The sequence below is a fragment of the Seongchinamella sediminis genome (genome assembly GCF_003457605.1).
Taxonomy (GTDB): domain Bacteria; phylum Pseudomonadota; class Gammaproteobacteria; order Pseudomonadales; family Halieaceae; genus Halioglobus; species Halioglobus sediminis.
This window is the reverse complement of record NZ_QRAN01000008.1, coordinates 59,662-73,449: the sequence shown is the minus strand read 5'-3', so window position 1 is coordinate 73,449 and position 13,788 is coordinate 59,662. Positions and strand designations below refer to the sequence as shown.

General features: G+C 61.4%; 14 protein-coding genes and 1 pseudogene. 14 read left to right on the top strand and 1 reads right to left on the bottom strand.

Features of this window, described 5'->3' with window-relative positions:
- Positions 1–78 precede the first annotated feature (78 nt).
- The 5 genes from ectA (at position 79) to DWB85_RS09045 (ending at position 5,402) form a co-directional block, all read left to right on the top strand.
- A complete protein-coding gene (gene ectA / locus DWB85_RS09065; protein ID WP_117953902.1) occupies positions 79–642 on the top strand; it encodes a diaminobutyrate acetyltransferase in 564 nt (187 codons plus the stop codon).
- Positions 639–1,946, top strand: a complete 1,308-nt coding sequence (gene ectB / locus DWB85_RS09060; RefSeq protein ID WP_117953901.1) for a diaminobutyrate--2-oxoglutarate transaminase — start codon at positions 639–641, stop codon at positions 1,944–1,946. Before ectA ends, ectB begins: the two co-directional genes overlap by 4 nt.
- A 50-nt stretch (positions 1,947–1,996) precedes the next feature.
- The gene (locus DWB85_RS09055; RefSeq protein WP_117953900.1) at positions 1,997–2,401 is read left to right on the top strand and encodes an ectoine synthase; all 405 of its coding nucleotides are present in this window, start codon (positions 1,997–1,999) and stop codon (positions 2,399–2,401) included.
- A 58-nt stretch (positions 2,402–2,459) separates the two neighbouring features.
- Entirely contained in the window at positions 2,460–3,899 is a 1,440-nt protein-coding gene (locus DWB85_RS09050) for an aspartate kinase (protein WP_117953899.1), read from the top strand.
- Positions 3,900–3,965: 66 nt separating this feature from the next.
- Positions 3,966–5,402: a sodium/proline symporter gene (locus DWB85_RS09045; protein WP_205422701.1), complete on the top strand. Its 1,437-nt coding sequence runs from the start codon at positions 3,966–3,968 to the stop codon at positions 5,400–5,402.
- Between the two features lie 36 nt (positions 5,403–5,438).
- On the opposite strand, the gene DWB85_RS09040 is transcribed toward DWB85_RS09045, so the two are convergent.
- The gene (locus tag DWB85_RS09040; RefSeq protein WP_117953898.1) at positions 5,439–5,783 is read right to left on the bottom strand and encodes a UrcA family protein; all 345 of its coding nucleotides are present in this window, start codon (positions 5,781–5,783) and stop codon (positions 5,439–5,441) included.
- A 280-nt stretch (positions 5,784–6,063) separates the two neighbouring features.
- Here DWB85_RS09040 and DWB85_RS09035 point away from each other — a divergent pair, with 280 nt between their 5' ends.
- The 9 genes and pseudogenes from DWB85_RS09035 to DWB85_RS09000 all read left to right on the top strand — a co-directional run bounded on the left by DWB85_RS09035 (position 6,064) and on the right by DWB85_RS09000 (position 13,777).
- The gene (locus DWB85_RS09035; protein WP_117953897.1) at positions 6,064–7,326 is read left to right on the top strand and encodes an MFS transporter; all 1,263 of its coding nucleotides are present in this window, start codon (positions 6,064–6,066) and stop codon (positions 7,324–7,326) included.
- Positions 7,323–7,895, top strand: a complete 573-nt coding sequence (locus tag DWB85_RS09030) for a mechanosensitive ion channel family protein (protein ID WP_117953896.1) — start codon at positions 7,323–7,325, stop codon at positions 7,893–7,895. The genes DWB85_RS09035 and DWB85_RS09030 overlap by 4 nt, the downstream gene beginning before the upstream one ends.
- A gap of 68 nt (positions 7,896–7,963) precedes the next feature.
- Positions 7,964–8,746: a mechanosensitive ion channel domain-containing protein gene (locus DWB85_RS09025; RefSeq protein WP_117953895.1), complete on the top strand. Its 783-nt coding sequence runs from the start codon at positions 7,964–7,966 to the stop codon at positions 8,744–8,746.
- Positions 8,724–9,545, top strand: coding sequence for a magnesium transporter MgtE N-terminal domain-containing protein (locus tag DWB85_RS09020; RefSeq protein WP_162846067.1), 822 nt, complete (start codon positions 8,724–8,726; stop codon positions 9,543–9,545). Before DWB85_RS09025 ends, DWB85_RS09020 begins: the two co-directional genes overlap by 23 nt.
- Positions 9,542–10,828 (top strand): magnesium transporter, encoded by a 1,287-nt coding sequence (locus DWB85_RS09015; protein ID WP_117953893.1) that lies wholly within the window; start codon positions 9,542–9,544, stop codon positions 10,826–10,828. The genes DWB85_RS09020 and DWB85_RS09015 overlap by 4 nt, the downstream gene beginning before the upstream one ends.
- Before the next feature lie 190 nt (positions 10,829–11,018).
- Positions 11,019–11,942: pseudogene (locus tag DWB85_RS09010) on the top strand (ATP-grasp domain-containing protein); the annotation flags it as partial.
- Positions 11,943–12,227 carry a cation:proton antiporter regulatory subunit gene (locus tag DWB85_RS19770; RefSeq protein WP_420820265.1) on the top strand — a complete coding sequence of 95 codons (285 nt, stop codon included), beginning with the start codon at positions 11,943–11,945 and terminating at the stop codon, positions 12,225–12,227. It abuts the pseudogene before it with no gap.
- Positions 12,224–12,685, top strand: coding sequence for an ATP-dependent zinc protease family protein (locus tag DWB85_RS09005; protein WP_117953891.1), 462 nt, complete (start codon positions 12,224–12,226; stop codon positions 12,683–12,685). The genes DWB85_RS19770 and DWB85_RS09005 overlap by 4 nt, the downstream gene beginning before the upstream one ends.
- Positions 12,686–12,718: 33 nt before the next feature.
- The gene (locus tag DWB85_RS09000; protein WP_117953890.1) at positions 12,719–13,777 is read left to right on the top strand and encodes a succinylglutamate desuccinylase/aspartoacylase family protein; all 1,059 of its coding nucleotides are present in this window, start codon (positions 12,719–12,721) and stop codon (positions 13,775–13,777) included.
- Positions 13,778–13,788 lie beyond the last annotated feature (11 nt).

Sequence of the window (13,788 nt, the reverse complement as noted above, 5' to 3'; positions counted from 1 at the left end):
ATCGTTGAATTTGTTGATTTATTCTGAGCAATCCATATAATTCGCAAGCAATATTCTTTCGGGTACTAAACATTAGTTATGAATATAGTTGAGCACAAGGAACACATCCAGCTGCGGCAACCCAATGCCTTTGACGGGCATCAGTTACATCGGCTTATCCAGTCCTGCCCGCCCCTGGACGAAAACTCGGTGTACTGCAATCTCCTGCAATGCTCCCACTTTGCCGCGACCTCGGTGGTCGGCGAAGCCGACGGCGAGCTGGTCTGCGCCATCAGCGGCTACCAGGTGCCGGAACGACCCGACACCCTGTTTATCTGGCAGGTGGCAGTCGCCGAGAGCGCCCGGGGCCAGGGCGTAGCCGGCAAAATGCTGGCTCATATCCTGGCCCGGCCGGTCTGCGCGGAGGTGCGCTACCTGGAGACCACCGTCACCAATTCCAACAAGGCGTCCTGGGCGCTGTTCGAGGGCTTTGCCCGCCGCTTCGATGCCCGACTCAGCCGCAGCGAGATGTTTGAGCACCAGCTGCACTTCGCCGGCGCCCACGAAACAGAGGTCCTGGCACGGATAGGTCCGCTGCCCGCAAACAAAGCAAGTACCAGCAACACCGCCGCAACGAACACCGTAATGGAGAAAACAGCATGAAAATTTTTGACGAAATCGAATCCGAAGTACAGAGCTACGCCCGCTCGTTCCCGCGGGTGTTCCACCGCGCCAAGGGCGAGTTCCTTTACGATGAGGACGGCACCGGCTATCTCGACTTCCTCGCCGGCGCCGGCACCCTGAACTATGGCCACAACAATCCCCTGTTCAAAGAAGCCCTGGTGGACTACATCGCCGAGGACGGCATCACCCACGGCCTTGACTTGCACACCCAGGCCAAGGGACGCTTCCTGGAGACCTTTAACGAGAAAATCCTCAAGCCCAGGAGCATGGACTATGTGGTCCAGTTCACCGGGCCCACCGGCACCAATGCGGTGGAGGCGGCGCTGAAACTGGCCCGCAACGTCACCGGCCGCGAGAATGTCATCGCCTTCACCAACGGCTTCCACGGCGTCAGCCTCGGTGCGCTGGCCGCCACCGGTAACTCCCACCATCGCGGCGCCTCCGGCGCCTCGCTCAATGGCGTCACCCGCATGCCCTACGATGGCTACATGGGAGAGAACATCGATACCACCGCCTATCTCGACAAGCTGCTGTCTGATTCCAGCAGCGGCGTGGATGCCCCGGCAGCGGTCATCGTGGAGACCGTGCAGGGCGAGGGCGGCATTAACGCCGCTTCCTTCGAGTGGCTGCGCAACCTCGAGGCCGTGTGCCGCAAGCACGACATGCTGCTGATTGTCGATGACATCCAGGCCGGCTGTGGCCGCACCGGGACCTACTTCAGCTTTGAGCAGGCGGGCATCAAGCCGGATATCATCACCCTGTCCAAGTCCCTGAGCGGTTACGGCCTGCCCTTCGCTGTCGTGCTGTTCAGCCCGGAACTGGACCAGTGGCAGCCCGGTGAGCACAACGGCACTTTCCGCGGCAACAACCTGGCCTTCGTTACCGCCACCGCCGCTATCGATCACTACTGGTCGGACAACAAATTCGCGGATGAAATCGCGCAAAAGGGTGAGTACGTTGCCCAGCGACTGCAGGCGATTGTCGACCAGTATGGAGAAGGCAATTTCTCCACCCTGGGCCGGGGCATGTTCCAGGGCATTAACTGCGTCAGTGGCGAGCTGGCCGGGGAAATCACCCGCACCGCGTTCAAGAAGGGCCTCATTATCGAGACCAGCGGCGCCGACGACCAGGTCATCAAGTTCCTGTGCCCCTTGATCATCAGCCAGGAGAACCTGCAGCGCGGCATCGACATTGTCGAGGATGCCATCCGCGAGGTCTGCGCGGGCGAGTCTTCCTTCTCCCAGGAAGAGGATTACTTCGAGGACGTGGTCAAGGCGGCCTGAGCCGCGGCCACGGCCATTCCCAACCAACAGGGATTGCGAGATTTACTACCATGATAGTTAGAAACCTGCAGGACGCAGAGCAGAGCAACCGCCGCATCGTCTCTCCCGACGGTAACTGGGAGAGCACGCGCTTGTTGCTGAAAAGCGACAATATGGGCTTTTCCTTCCATATCACCACCATCTACGCCGGTGCAGACTTCCGCATGCACTACCAGAACCACCTGGAGTCAGTGTACTGCATGTCCGGTTCCGGGGAAGTGGAAACCCTGGCCGACAACCGGGTTTACCCCATCGAGCCCGGCACCCTTTACATTCTCGACAAGCACGATGAACACATCCTGCGCGCCACCAGCGAAATGAAAATGGCCTGCGTGTTCAACCCGCCACTGAGCGGCAAGGAAGTGCACAATGCCGAAGGCGCTTACGAGCTGGACGCAGAGGAAATTTCGGCATAGGAAAGTCGCGCGCAAAGACCGACAGCAAGCCGATTAACAGACCCAAGGAGTTAAAGCAGTGACTACCCATACGGTAGAAAAGATAGGCGGCACCTCGATGCTTGATTACGAGGCCGTGCGCGACAACATCATTTTCCGCGGCGATGCCGCGGGCAACCCATACAACAGGATTATCGTCGTGTCTGCCTACGGCGGCATGACCAACCTGCTCCTGGAGCACAAGAAATCCGGCCAGCCGGGGGTATTCTCCCTGTTCGCCGGCAGTGAAATGGAAGACAGCTGGCGCAACGCCATTGCCGCCCTGCGTGCGGAAATGCGAGAACTCAACGCGCGCATGTTCAACGACCTGATATCGGCGGAGCGGGCCAACCGCTTCATCGAGGAGCGTCTGGACTCGGCGGAATCCTGTCTGCTGGATCTGCAGAGCCTGTGCAAGCACGGCCACTTCTCGCTGCAGTCCCACCTGGCCAGCGTGCGCGAGATGCTCGCCAGTATCGGTGAGGCGCAAAGCGCCTGGAATACCGCCCAGCTGTTGCAGCGCGACGGGATCAACGCCTGCTTTATCGACCTGACCGGCTGGCGGGACGACGAGCACCTGCCCCTCGATGACCGCATCAGCAAGGCCCTCGAGGGCTGTGACCTGGCCAGCACCCTGCCCATCGTCACTGGTTACGCTCATACCGAGGCCGGGCTGATGTCCACCTTTGATCGCGGCTATACCGAAATGACCTTCAGCCGCATCGCGGTGGTAACTGGCGCCAGCGAAGCCATCATCCACAAGGAATTTCACCTCAGCAGCGCCGATCCGGCGCTGGTGGGAGAGGGCAACGCCGTACCCATTGGCCGCACCAATTACGATGTGGCCGACCAGCTGGCCAACCTCGGCATGGAGGCAATCCATCCCAAGGCCGCCAAGGGGTTGCGCCAGAACGAAATTTCCCTGCGGGTCAAGAACACCTTCGAACCCGAGCACAGCGGCACCCTGATTACGCCCGACTACGTCAGCGCCACCCCCTGCGTGGAGATTATTGCCGGCACCCGGGGAGTCTTCTCACTGGAACTGTTCGACCAGGACATGGCCGGTGAGATCGGCGAGTTCGACCAGAAGATACTGTCCGTGTTGAAGCGGTTCCGCGCCCAGGTGGTGGCCAAGGATATCAATGCCAATACCATCACCCATTACCTGGCCTGCAACCTGAAAACCGTCAAGCGCATTCGCCAGGAACTGGAGACTATTTTCCCCGAGGCCAACATCGACCAGACCAAGGTATCGCTGGTGTCAGCGATTGGCAGTGATCTGCAGGTGAACGGCCTGCTGGCCCAGGCGGTAGCTGCGCTGGCGGAGTCAGACATCGGGGTGCAGGCCATGCACCAGTCAATGCGCCAGGTTGACATGCAGTTTGTGGTCAACGATGACGACTACCAGGACGCCGTGCGCAACCTGCACCGCTGCCTGGTAGAAGTGCACGACCACGGCAGGGCCATATGCCTCGCCTAGGGGCGCTGGAGTTGATCGAGGAAAACCGGGACCAGGTCCCGGAACGTTTACCGCGGTAGCAAACCCTTGATTAGCTCTTTTCTGCTGTTCCTGGCCATGTTCACCCTGATCGGCCTGTCATCGGCATTCAAGAGCCGCGGCTCCCGTCACGACTACTACCTCGCCGACAGCAGCGTGTCGCCCTGGCTGGTGGGCCTGTCGGCAGTAGCTACCAATAACAGCGGCTACATGTTTATCGGCGTCATCGGCTACACCTATGTCACCGGCTTTGCTGCCTTCTGGCTGATGATTGGCTGGATCGCCGGGGACTTCCTCGGTTCGCTGCTGGTGCACAGCAGGCTGCGCGCGGCCACCGAACGCACCGGCGAGGTCAGCTACGCCGGCGTGCTGGCCAACTGGTACGGTGGCGCTAACAACCAGCTGCAAAAGGTGATTGGCGCGGTATCGCTGCTGTTCCTGCTGGCTTATGCCGGGGCCCAGCTGGTGGCCGGCTCCAAGGCCCTGCATGTCCTGTTCGGCTGGCCGGAATCGACCGGGGCGATTCTCGGGGCTGTACTGGTAACGCTGTATTGCTTTGCCGGCGGTATTCGCGCCTCGATCTGGACCGACGCCGCCCAGTCCTTCGTCATGATTGTGGCCATGGCGGTGCTGTTTTACGTTGCCACCAGCGCCATGGGCGGGCCGGCGGCATCGCTCGCGGCCATGGATGCCATTCCCGGCTTTACTGACTGGTTTCCCGCGGACCTGCTGCTACCGGGCTTCGGTGGCATGGCCCTGTTTGTGCTCGGCTGGATGTTTGCCGGACTGTCGGTCATCGCCCAGCCCCACGTCATGGTGCGCTTCATGTCCCTGGACAGCTCCGGCCACATGCGCCGGGCGCGGATCTGGTACTACCTGTGGTTTACCGCATTTTACAGCCTCGCCACCTGTGTCGGACTGCTATCGCGGATCTACCTGGGCGATACCGCCTCCTTCGACGCCGAACTGGCGCTGCCGACCATGTCGCTGGAGCTTCTGCCCCCCGCGCTGGTGGGACTTATCCTGGCCGGGATTTTTGCCGCTACCATGTCCACCGCGGACTCGCTCATCCTCAGTTGCTCGGCGACGATAACCCACGACCTGCTGCCCCACCGCATCGAACAAACCCTGCTGATAAAGGCCGCCACCGTTGTCATCACCGCCTCGGCCCTGGCCCTGGCCCTGATTAACAGCCAGAGCGTATTCAGCCTGGTGATCATGTCCTGGTCGGCGCTGGCCAGCGCCTTTGCGCCCCTGCTGCTTGCCCTCTGCCTTGACTGGCGGCCATCTCAGGTGCTCAGCCTGTCGGCGCTGGCCACTGGCCTTGCCACTGCCCTGCTGTGGCGCTGGCTGGGGCTGGAACAGTATATTTACGAGGGGCTTCCCGGCATCATCGCCGGTCTGGCGGTCCTCGGTCCTGCCGGTCTGCACAGGTCACCAGAACAGCGAAGGGGCACTGCCTCCGCAAGCAGTGCCCCGAAGTGACTCCCGCCAGGGGTTGCAGGAGCCGGGAGCTGTTGGTCAGTCGATAGCGGCGACCCGGTCTGCCCCTACCTGGCTCATGGCGGATGCCGTCGCCTGGGCGATGCAGGCTTTGTTTTTGCTGGCGATCGCCAGGCTGCCGGCCTCGCGGAAGCCGGTAGAGCCGCACACTGCCGCGGCTGCGTTCTCGATCCGGCGCTCAACCCGGGCACGGCCATCGGCGGTAGCGAGCTCGGCACGGTCGTAAGTGACTGTTTTGGTGGCAACCGCCGCGCCGTGTACCAATGTCTCATCGATTGCGCCGGCCACGGCCTGGGACGACAGGCCCGCGGCCAGGGTCAGTGCAGCAACGGACAGAATGCTTTTGTTCGCTATATTGTTCATGGTGTATCTCCCTACAGTAATCCGGCCACTTGCCGTCTTGGTACCAGTTCAGGCCCGTCCTGCGCTGGTGTTGGGAATAACAGTAGGTGAATGATCCCCCGGGTAAAACCGCGATTCGGTGAGCGACTGCTGCGCTTCGGTGAACGGCAGGCTGCCTGCGACGAATGGTTATGGGGTCGGCTGGATTGAGCCCGGCGACTGCCAAAAAATGTATGAGCCGGCCGCAAGCCATCGTATTATTGCCATCGAACAGAAACCTCCCGGGTAGTAATCGCCAACCATGAAAGTGCTGCTTACAGTAAGCTCCCTGTTGCTATCGACCGCCCTGCTGCTGGTGGGGCACGGCATGCAGCTGACCCTGTTGCCCTTGCGGGCCAGTGCCCTCGGTATGCCGGAGTGGCTGATCGGCCTCAGCGCCTCCAGCTATTTCCTCGGTTTTATCGTCGGCTGCCTGGGCATACCGCCGATTATTGGCCGGGTGGGGCATATTCGCTGTTTTGCGGTGCTGGCGGCAGCAATGATCAGCGGCTTGCTGCTGCTGGAGATGATCGACAACTGGCAGGCCTGGCTGGTGTTGCGGTTTATTACCGGCCTGGCGGTTTGCGGACTTTATGCGGTAATCGAGAGCTGGCTGACCAGCCAGTCCACTGCGGAGACCCGCGGCCGGATTCTTGCTATTTACACCTTCATTACCCTGGCGGCAATGACCGCCGGCCAGTTCCTGATCAATGTCGGTCCGGTGGACAGCTCCGTGCCCTATACCCTGGCGGCAGTATTCATGGCCCTGGCGATCATCCCCATCGGCCTCACCCGGCGGATCATCCCCAGTCCGGTGCAGCAGACCCAGAGCGGCTTCAGCCTGCTTTTCGACCGCTCACAAACCGCCTTTGCCGGTGCGCTGCTTTCGGGGCTCGTCATGGGCAGCTTCTGGTCGGTTGGCGCGCTGTTTGCCAGTGATATCGGCCAATCCAACGATTACGTGACCTGGTTCATGAGTACCGCCATCGTCGGCGGGGCGATGTTGCAGTACCCGCTTGGCTGGCTGTCCGACCGTATGGACCGGCGCTATATCCTGGTCCTGCTCTGCCTCGGCGCCGCCCTCAGTTCGGTGGCGGTGGCAATGGGCACCGCCCAGGCCTGGTTCCTGGCAGCGGTGTTCGTATTTGGCGCCATGGCCATGCCCATCTATGCCATCTCCCTGGCTACCGCGGCGGACGTCAGCTCCAGCGAGGAGTTCGTTTCCATCGGCACCGCGGTGCTGCTGCTGCACGCCATGGGCGCCGTTGTCGCCCCCGTGGCCATGGGCCAGGTGATGAGCCTGTTTGGCGCCTCATCCATGTTCTGGACATACGCTATATTGTTCCTGCTGTTTGCGCTTATTCTCTACGCCCTGTTGCGAGTGCCGCGTGCCGTGACCGTGGAGGAACAGACACCCTTCGAGGCAGTGGCCGCAGAAATGGCGCCTGCCAACTTCGAGCTGGACCCACGCTCTACCGATGAAACCGAGAACCCGGGTGAACCGAACAGGGAGAATGCACCATGAAGACGCTCTCACTGGTATTGTGCCTGCTGGTTTACCTGTTTCTGGCCAGGGCGATGGCCGCGACCTTCAAACGTCTCGGGGCGAGCAAGCAGGTGACCGCGGTGCGGATGAAGTACCTGAGCAAAACCGCCAACATCGCCCTGTTTACGGTGTTTGTATTCGTCATCTGCCTGGTGCTGGGGCTGGGCTACAGCGAGGTTTCGCTGTTCCTGTCATCGGTATTTGCGGTGGTGGGCGTCGCCATGTTCGCCCAGTGGTCCATCCTCAGCAACATCACCGCCAGCATGATTATCTTCTTCGGCTTTCCCTACCGGGTGGGTGACCTGATCAAGGTGACCGACGCCGATTTCGACATATCGGGCACGGTAGAGGAGATCAGCCTGTTCCATGTGCTTATCCGCACTGAAGCCGGCAATATCATCACTTACCCCAACTCCCTGATCCTGCAAAAACCGGTGATCAAACTGGAACGTGGTAACACCTGCTTCCCACAAAAACTGTTTCCTCCAACAGCACCGGTGAAACGCAGCAGCCTGCGCCAGCAGATCCAGGCCAGGTCGCAGCGCTGACAACAGGCTGGCGCCCCCCGGGACCAGCAACTAGTATTTAAAGGCGCTCGGGGAATAGGGATCCATTGATGGTGTCCGATCTTTTTAACGAACAACCGGAATTGCTGGCGATCCTGATCGCCATCGCCGGTTTCCTGCTGGCCAGACTGCTGTCGACGGTAGTGGAGCGCTGGTTGATGTCGCTGGAAGGCTACCTCCGGCGCCGTGCCCCGTCGCGACTGGAAAGACTGGACCTGAGAACCCTGCGCGGTATCGCCAGGGGCACTGTCTACTACGGTACGCTGGTATTTTTCCTGCTCGCAGCGCTGCAAACCCTGCGCATTTCTGTGGTCAGGGAGTGGCTGGGCCTGCTGCTGCAGTATGTGCCGCAGCTGTTGCTGGGCGGCCTGATCATACTGTCTGGCTACCTGCTTGGCCTGGTGGTGCGCAGCCTGCTAGCCGGACTGATGGGTGTTACCACCGATCACCTGGTGCCACGCTTCGCCCAGCTGATCGTAGTCACCGCGGCCATACTGACGGGCCTGGCGCAGACCGCTATCGACATTTCCTTTATCTCCAACGTCATGGTGATCCTGCTGGCCTTCTTCTTTGGCGGCCTGTCGCTGGCCTTCGCCCTGGGCAGCCGCCAGCTGGTGGAGAACCTGCTGGCCCGGCGCTCCCTGGAGCGCTACCGGATTGGCGACATCATTCGCATCGACGGCAACCAGGGGGCCATCGTCGAAATCCTCAGTACCGCCGTGGTTATTGAATCCGGCAAGGGACTGATGACCATTCCTACCGCCCGCTTTATGGACACCGAAGTCCTGCTGGTCAAGGAAGAGCCCGAGAGTGACTCCCGTGCAAATAGATGACCAGCTGCTGCTGCAGTTCGCCGCCGAGAAGCCAGACGACATGGCGGCCCTGCTCACCAGCCACGACCTGGCGGAGCTGCAGGCGCTGGTAGAAAGCCTGCCCCTGGCCACGGCGGCCGGGTTGATGGCCTGTCTCTCCAGCTGGCAGCTGATGGGACTGTTGCGCACCCTGGATCCGGCACTGGTGGGACGCCTGTTACTCATCGCCCAGGGCGATGACGCCGTGACCCTGGCGTCGCACCTGCACGAGTCGCGCTATTCGGCCGTGCTGGAAACAGTGCCCAAACGGCAACGGCGACCGCTCTGTGAACTGCTGGAATTTCCGACCCACAGCGTTGCCTCGCTGGTCACCAAGGAATTCATCCGGGTGACCGAGGCCACCAGCTGCGGTGACTTTTATGAGCAGCTTTCCGTCAACACCGATACCAGTCCGCGCACCGTGCTGGTCATCGATGAGGCCGGAAAATACCTGGGCCTGCTCGGCCTGCAGGCGGTGATTGCCCGCAAGAACCGCGGCCTGCCGGTAGGCGAGGTCGCCGACCCGGTGGAGGCTCTCAACGGATTCACCAATGTCCGCACCGCCGTGTCGGCCCGCCAGTGGCTGCACTACCCGGAGCTGCCCGTGGTCGATGGCAGGCACCGGGTGATCGGGGTGGTGAGCCGGGCCACAGTAACCCGCGTGGCCGGAGATGCCAGCGCCGTGACCTTTAACCTGGAGCAGATATTTTCGGAAATGGCCAATGCCTACCTGGATGTCTGTGCGCGGCTGCTGGAAGCCACCCTGGACAAGCACAAATGAACCTCGCCGAAGAACTGCGCGAACACTATGTGCGGGCGTTTCCCGCCGATGCCGCCCGGGTTGTTGAACAGCATGCGCTGCCCCCGGACGAACTGGCCCAGCTGTCCGACGACGGTTTGAGCCGCCTGCTGGAATATGTCGACCCCGGCCGGCTCAAGCCCATTTTTACCACCCTGGACACCGAGCGCAGGGCCAGGGTGCTGCAGCGGGCCGATGTCAGGACCGCGCTGCTGATACTGCGCAGCCTGGATGAAGAGGAGCTGGCGTCAACTCTCGACAGCCTGCCCAAGAGCCTGCAAAGCGAATTCCGGGAATTGCTCGAGTTTCCCGAACACACCGCCGGCCGGTTCATGGACAAACTGCGTGCCCGCTACCGGGCCGACCAGACCGTAGGTGAGGCACTGGCCGAACTGCGCCGGTCCCGGGCGCAGCGGGTGCGTTCGCTGTACGTAGTCACCGAGGAGGACGTGCTCGTGGGTCGCGTCGACCTGCAGGATATGGCCCTTGCCGAGCCCGATACCCTGATGGCAGAAATACTCAACAGCGTGGATGCCGTCGCCAACCTGACGTCGACCGAAGAGGATCTGGTGGAACTGTTCGACCAGAGCAAAGTCGACTCCATACCCGTGGTAGATCACGACCTGAAGCTGCTGGGTATCATCCGCTACGCCAACCTGTTCCAGGCGGCGGAAGAAGCTGCTACCGCGGGTATCCAGCGCATGGTGGGTGCCAGCGCCGATGAGCGCGCGCTGTCACCGCCGCTGTTCGCTGTCAAACGGCGGCTGGTGTGGCTGCACATCAACCTGCTCACCGCTTTTCTCGCGGCTGCGGTCGTCGGTCTGTTTGAAGCGACTATTGCCCAGTTCACCGCACTGGCCATTCTCCTGCCGGTGGTGGCAGGTCAATCCGGCAACGCCGGCTCGCAGGCCCTGGCGGTGACCATGCGCGGGCTGGCTCTGAAGGAAATCAACACCCTGCACTGGCGTCAGGTGTTGACCAAGGAAGTCCAGATCGGCCTGATCAACGGCTCCGCCCTGGCACTGACCTGTGGCCTGGGGGTATGGGCCTGGAGCCAGTCTTTCGGCCTGGCCGTGGTGATCGCGATCGCCATGATTACCGCCATGGTCATGGCCGGTATCTCCGGCGCCCTGGTTCCCATGGTACTATCGCGGCTGGGCCAGGACCCGGCCACGGCCTCGTCTATCATATTAACCACAGTAACCGACGTATCCGGCTTCCTGGCGTTCCTCGGCACCGCCACCCTGCTGGCGAGCATTATCTAGACGGCGAACAATCTTGTACCAGATGCCCAAAATCAGCTGGCTATTGATAAATAGTGCCAAACGTTCATCATTTGCACTCAAGCCGTCCTGTAGCAGAATCGCCGGCCGCGGTGCCGGCCTGCCTGCACGCCTCGCTGTCTGGCACAGCGCGCGGATACACGGTAAATTCACCACAAACCGGTAACCCAGCATGAAATTAGCAATACTCTCCTGTAGCCCCCACGCCTACAGCACCCGACGACTCAAAGAGGCGGCCGAACAGCGCGGCCACAAGGTCAAAATACTCAATACCCTCAAGTTCGCCATCGACCTGGACCGCGGCAGTCCGGAACTGTATTTCCGGCAAAAGCGCCTGAGCGAATATGACGCCGTGCTGCCACGTATTGGCGCATCCATCACCTACTACGGGACAGCGGTGGTGCGCCAGTTCCAGGAAATGGACGTGTTCTGTGCCAACACGGCCCACGGCATTGCCAACTCCCGCGACAAACTGCGCAGCCTGCAGATTCTCAGCCGTCATCACGTGGGCATTCCCCGCACTACCTTCGTGCGCGACAAGAAGGACGTGCTACCAGCCATTGAACGGGTTGGCGGCGCGCCGGTTGTAATCAAACTCATTGAGGGAACCCAGGGCATTGGTGTACTGCTGGCGGAATCGGTCAAGCAGGCAGAATCCATCATCGAACTGCTGCAGAGCCAGAAGCAGAACGTGCTGATTCAGAAGTTTGTCGCCGAGAGCAAGGGCAAGGACATCCGCGCCTTTGTGGTCGGAGACCGGGTGGTCGCCACCATGCGCCGGGTGGCCCAGGGCCAGGAGTTTCGCAGTAATGTCCATCGCGGCGGCATTGCAGAGCCGGTGGAACTGGATGAGCAGTACACCGAGACCGCCGTTCGCTGTGCGCAGATCCTCGGCCTGCGAGTGGCCGGTGTCGACATGCTCGAGGGCAAGAATGGGCCCCAGGTGATGGAGGTGAACTCATCGCCGGGGCTGGAAGGCATCGAAACGGCAACCGAACTGGACATCGCCGGCGCCGTCGTCGACTACATCGCGGCCCAGGTGGATTTCCCCGAGATCGACCTGCGCCAGCGGCTGACCGTCAGCAAGGGCTACGGCGTGACCGAGATTTATGTGCCGGAAGGCTCAAAGTTTGTCGGCCAGACCATCACCGAGACCAAGCTTTGGGACAATGACGTCAATGTGCTCACCATGTACCGGGGTAACAAGGTTATTCCCAACCCCAAGGGCACCCGGGTACTCGAGCCCGGCGATAAACTGCTGTGCTTTGGCAAGATGGAAGCCATGCGCGGGCTGATCCCGGCGCGGACGCAGCGCAAGCGCAGCCCCGTGGTCCAGGAGCTGGACACCCAGCTGGATATGTCGACAAGGGATGAAGCATGAGCGCCGACAAGGTCATCCTCGGCTGGCGGGAATGGCTGGGTTTTCCCGACCTCGGTATAGCCAGCATCAAGGCCAAGGTCGATACTGGCGCCCGCACCAGCTGCCTGCACGCATTCTACGTCAAGTCCTTTGAGCGCGATGGGGCGCAGTGGATCCGCTTCGGCATCCACCCCAACCAGCGCGACAACGAGACCGAATTGCACTGCGAAGCGCCGGTGAAAGACCGGCGAATTGTGCGCGACTCGGGGGGGCACGAGGAAACGCGCTATGTGATAGAAACCACAATCACTGTCGGCAGCGAGCATTTTGCCGCGGAAGTCACCCTGACCGACCGGGACTCAATGAAATTCCGGGCCCTGCTGGGCCGCACCGCGATCCGCAAGAACCATCTGGTGGATCCGGGCCGCTCCTTTGTCCAGGGCCGGCACAAAAAGCCGAAGGTTCAACCCGCCGGCTAAGCAGTCGTTGCCGGCAACTGGGATATCAACAACATGTCAGACCTGGAAATAGGTGGCTTCACCGTCTCTCCCGGGCAGCGGAAGACCATACGCCTTCCCGTTGCCGCCATGTACACCCACGATGACCTGTCGATTACAGCGCAGATCATCCGGGGCAGGAGGCCCGGCCCGGTACTCTTTATCAGCGGCGCAATTCATGGCGACGAGATCAACGGGGTGGAAATCATCCGCCGGGTGCTGCAGCATCGGGCGCTGAAAAGTATCCGCGGTACCCTGATCGCTATTCCCATCGTCAATGTCTACGGCTTCCTGCACCACACCCGCTATCTGCCCGATGGCCGCGACCTCAACCGTTCCTTTCCCGGCTCGGCCAAGGGGTCGCTGACGGGGAGGGTGGCCCACACCTTCCTGACCGAAGTCGTCAGCAAATGTACCCACGGCATCGACCTGCACACCGGTGCCAGGCACCGCAGCAACTTCCCGCAAATTCGCGCCGACCTGGACGACCCCGCCGCCCTGGCCATGACCGAGGCGTTTGCGGTGCCCCTGGCCATCGACTCCAAAATACGCGATGGCTCCCTGCGCGAATGCGCCGGCGATTCCGGCATACCCGTTATCCTCTATGAGGCCGGAGAAGCCCTGCGCTTTGAAGAGGTGTACATCCGCGCCGGGGTTACCGGCATCATCAACGTGATGCGCAGCATTGGCATGCTGCCCAGATCGCGGAGCAAAAAGCCCCCTGCAGGGCCCATCGTCAGCGACCAGACCAGCTGGTTGCGGTCGCCTGACAGCGGGGTGCTCAGGACCTTCGTTCCCCTGGGGGCCAAAGTCGAGAAAGGGCAGGTGATCGCAGTGGTGGCCGACCCACTGGGCACTACCGAGACCCCCATTGTTGCGACCACCCACGGGGTGGTGATCGGGCGCACCAACCTGCCGCTGGTTTACGAGGGCGACGCGACCTTCCACATAGCCCAGTACGGCCGCAAGGTCGGCAAGGTGGAGACCCAGGTAGAAAAGTTCCAGGAGCAACACCAGCCGGATGAAGACACCCCCTTCAAACCCGACGCGGTGAGCGAGGCACCGATCGCCTAAGGCCTGCTCAC

Bases quoted from the DNA above. Each gene is read 5' to 3' on its own strand.
- DWB85_RS09055 (WP_117953900.1), top strand. From the start codon at position 1,997: ATGATAGTTAGAAACCTGCAGGACGCAGAGCAGAGCAACCGCCGCATC.
- DWB85_RS09000 (WP_117953890.1), top strand. From the start codon at position 12,719: ATGTCAGACCTGGAAATAGGTGGCTTCACCGTCTCTCCCGGGCAGCGG.
- DWB85_RS09035 (WP_117953897.1), top strand. From the start codon at position 6,064: ATGAAAGTGCTGCTTACAGTAAGCTCCCTGTTGCTATCGACCGCCCTG.
- DWB85_RS09025 (WP_117953895.1), top strand. From the start codon at position 7,964: ATGGTGTCCGATCTTTTTAACGAACAACCGGAATTGCTGGCGATCCTG.
- DWB85_RS09015 (WP_117953893.1), top strand. From the start codon at position 9,542: ATGAACCTCGCCGAAGAACTGCGCGAACACTATGTGCGGGCGTTTCCC.
- ectA (WP_117953902.1), top strand. From the start codon at position 79: ATGAATATAGTTGAGCACAAGGAACACATCCAGCTGCGGCAACCCAAT.
- DWB85_RS09040 (WP_117953898.1), bottom strand. From the start codon at position 5,783: ATGAACAATATAGCGAACAAAAGCATTCTGTCCGTTGCTGCACTGACC.
- DWB85_RS09030 (WP_117953896.1), top strand. From the start codon at position 7,323: ATGAAGACGCTCTCACTGGTATTGTGCCTGCTGGTTTACCTGTTTCTG.
- ectB (WP_117953901.1), top strand. From the start codon at position 639: ATGAAAATTTTTGACGAAATCGAATCCGAAGTACAGAGCTACGCCCGC.
- DWB85_RS09005 (WP_117953891.1), top strand. From the start codon at position 12,224: ATGAGCGCCGACAAGGTCATCCTCGGCTGGCGGGAATGGCTGGGTTTT.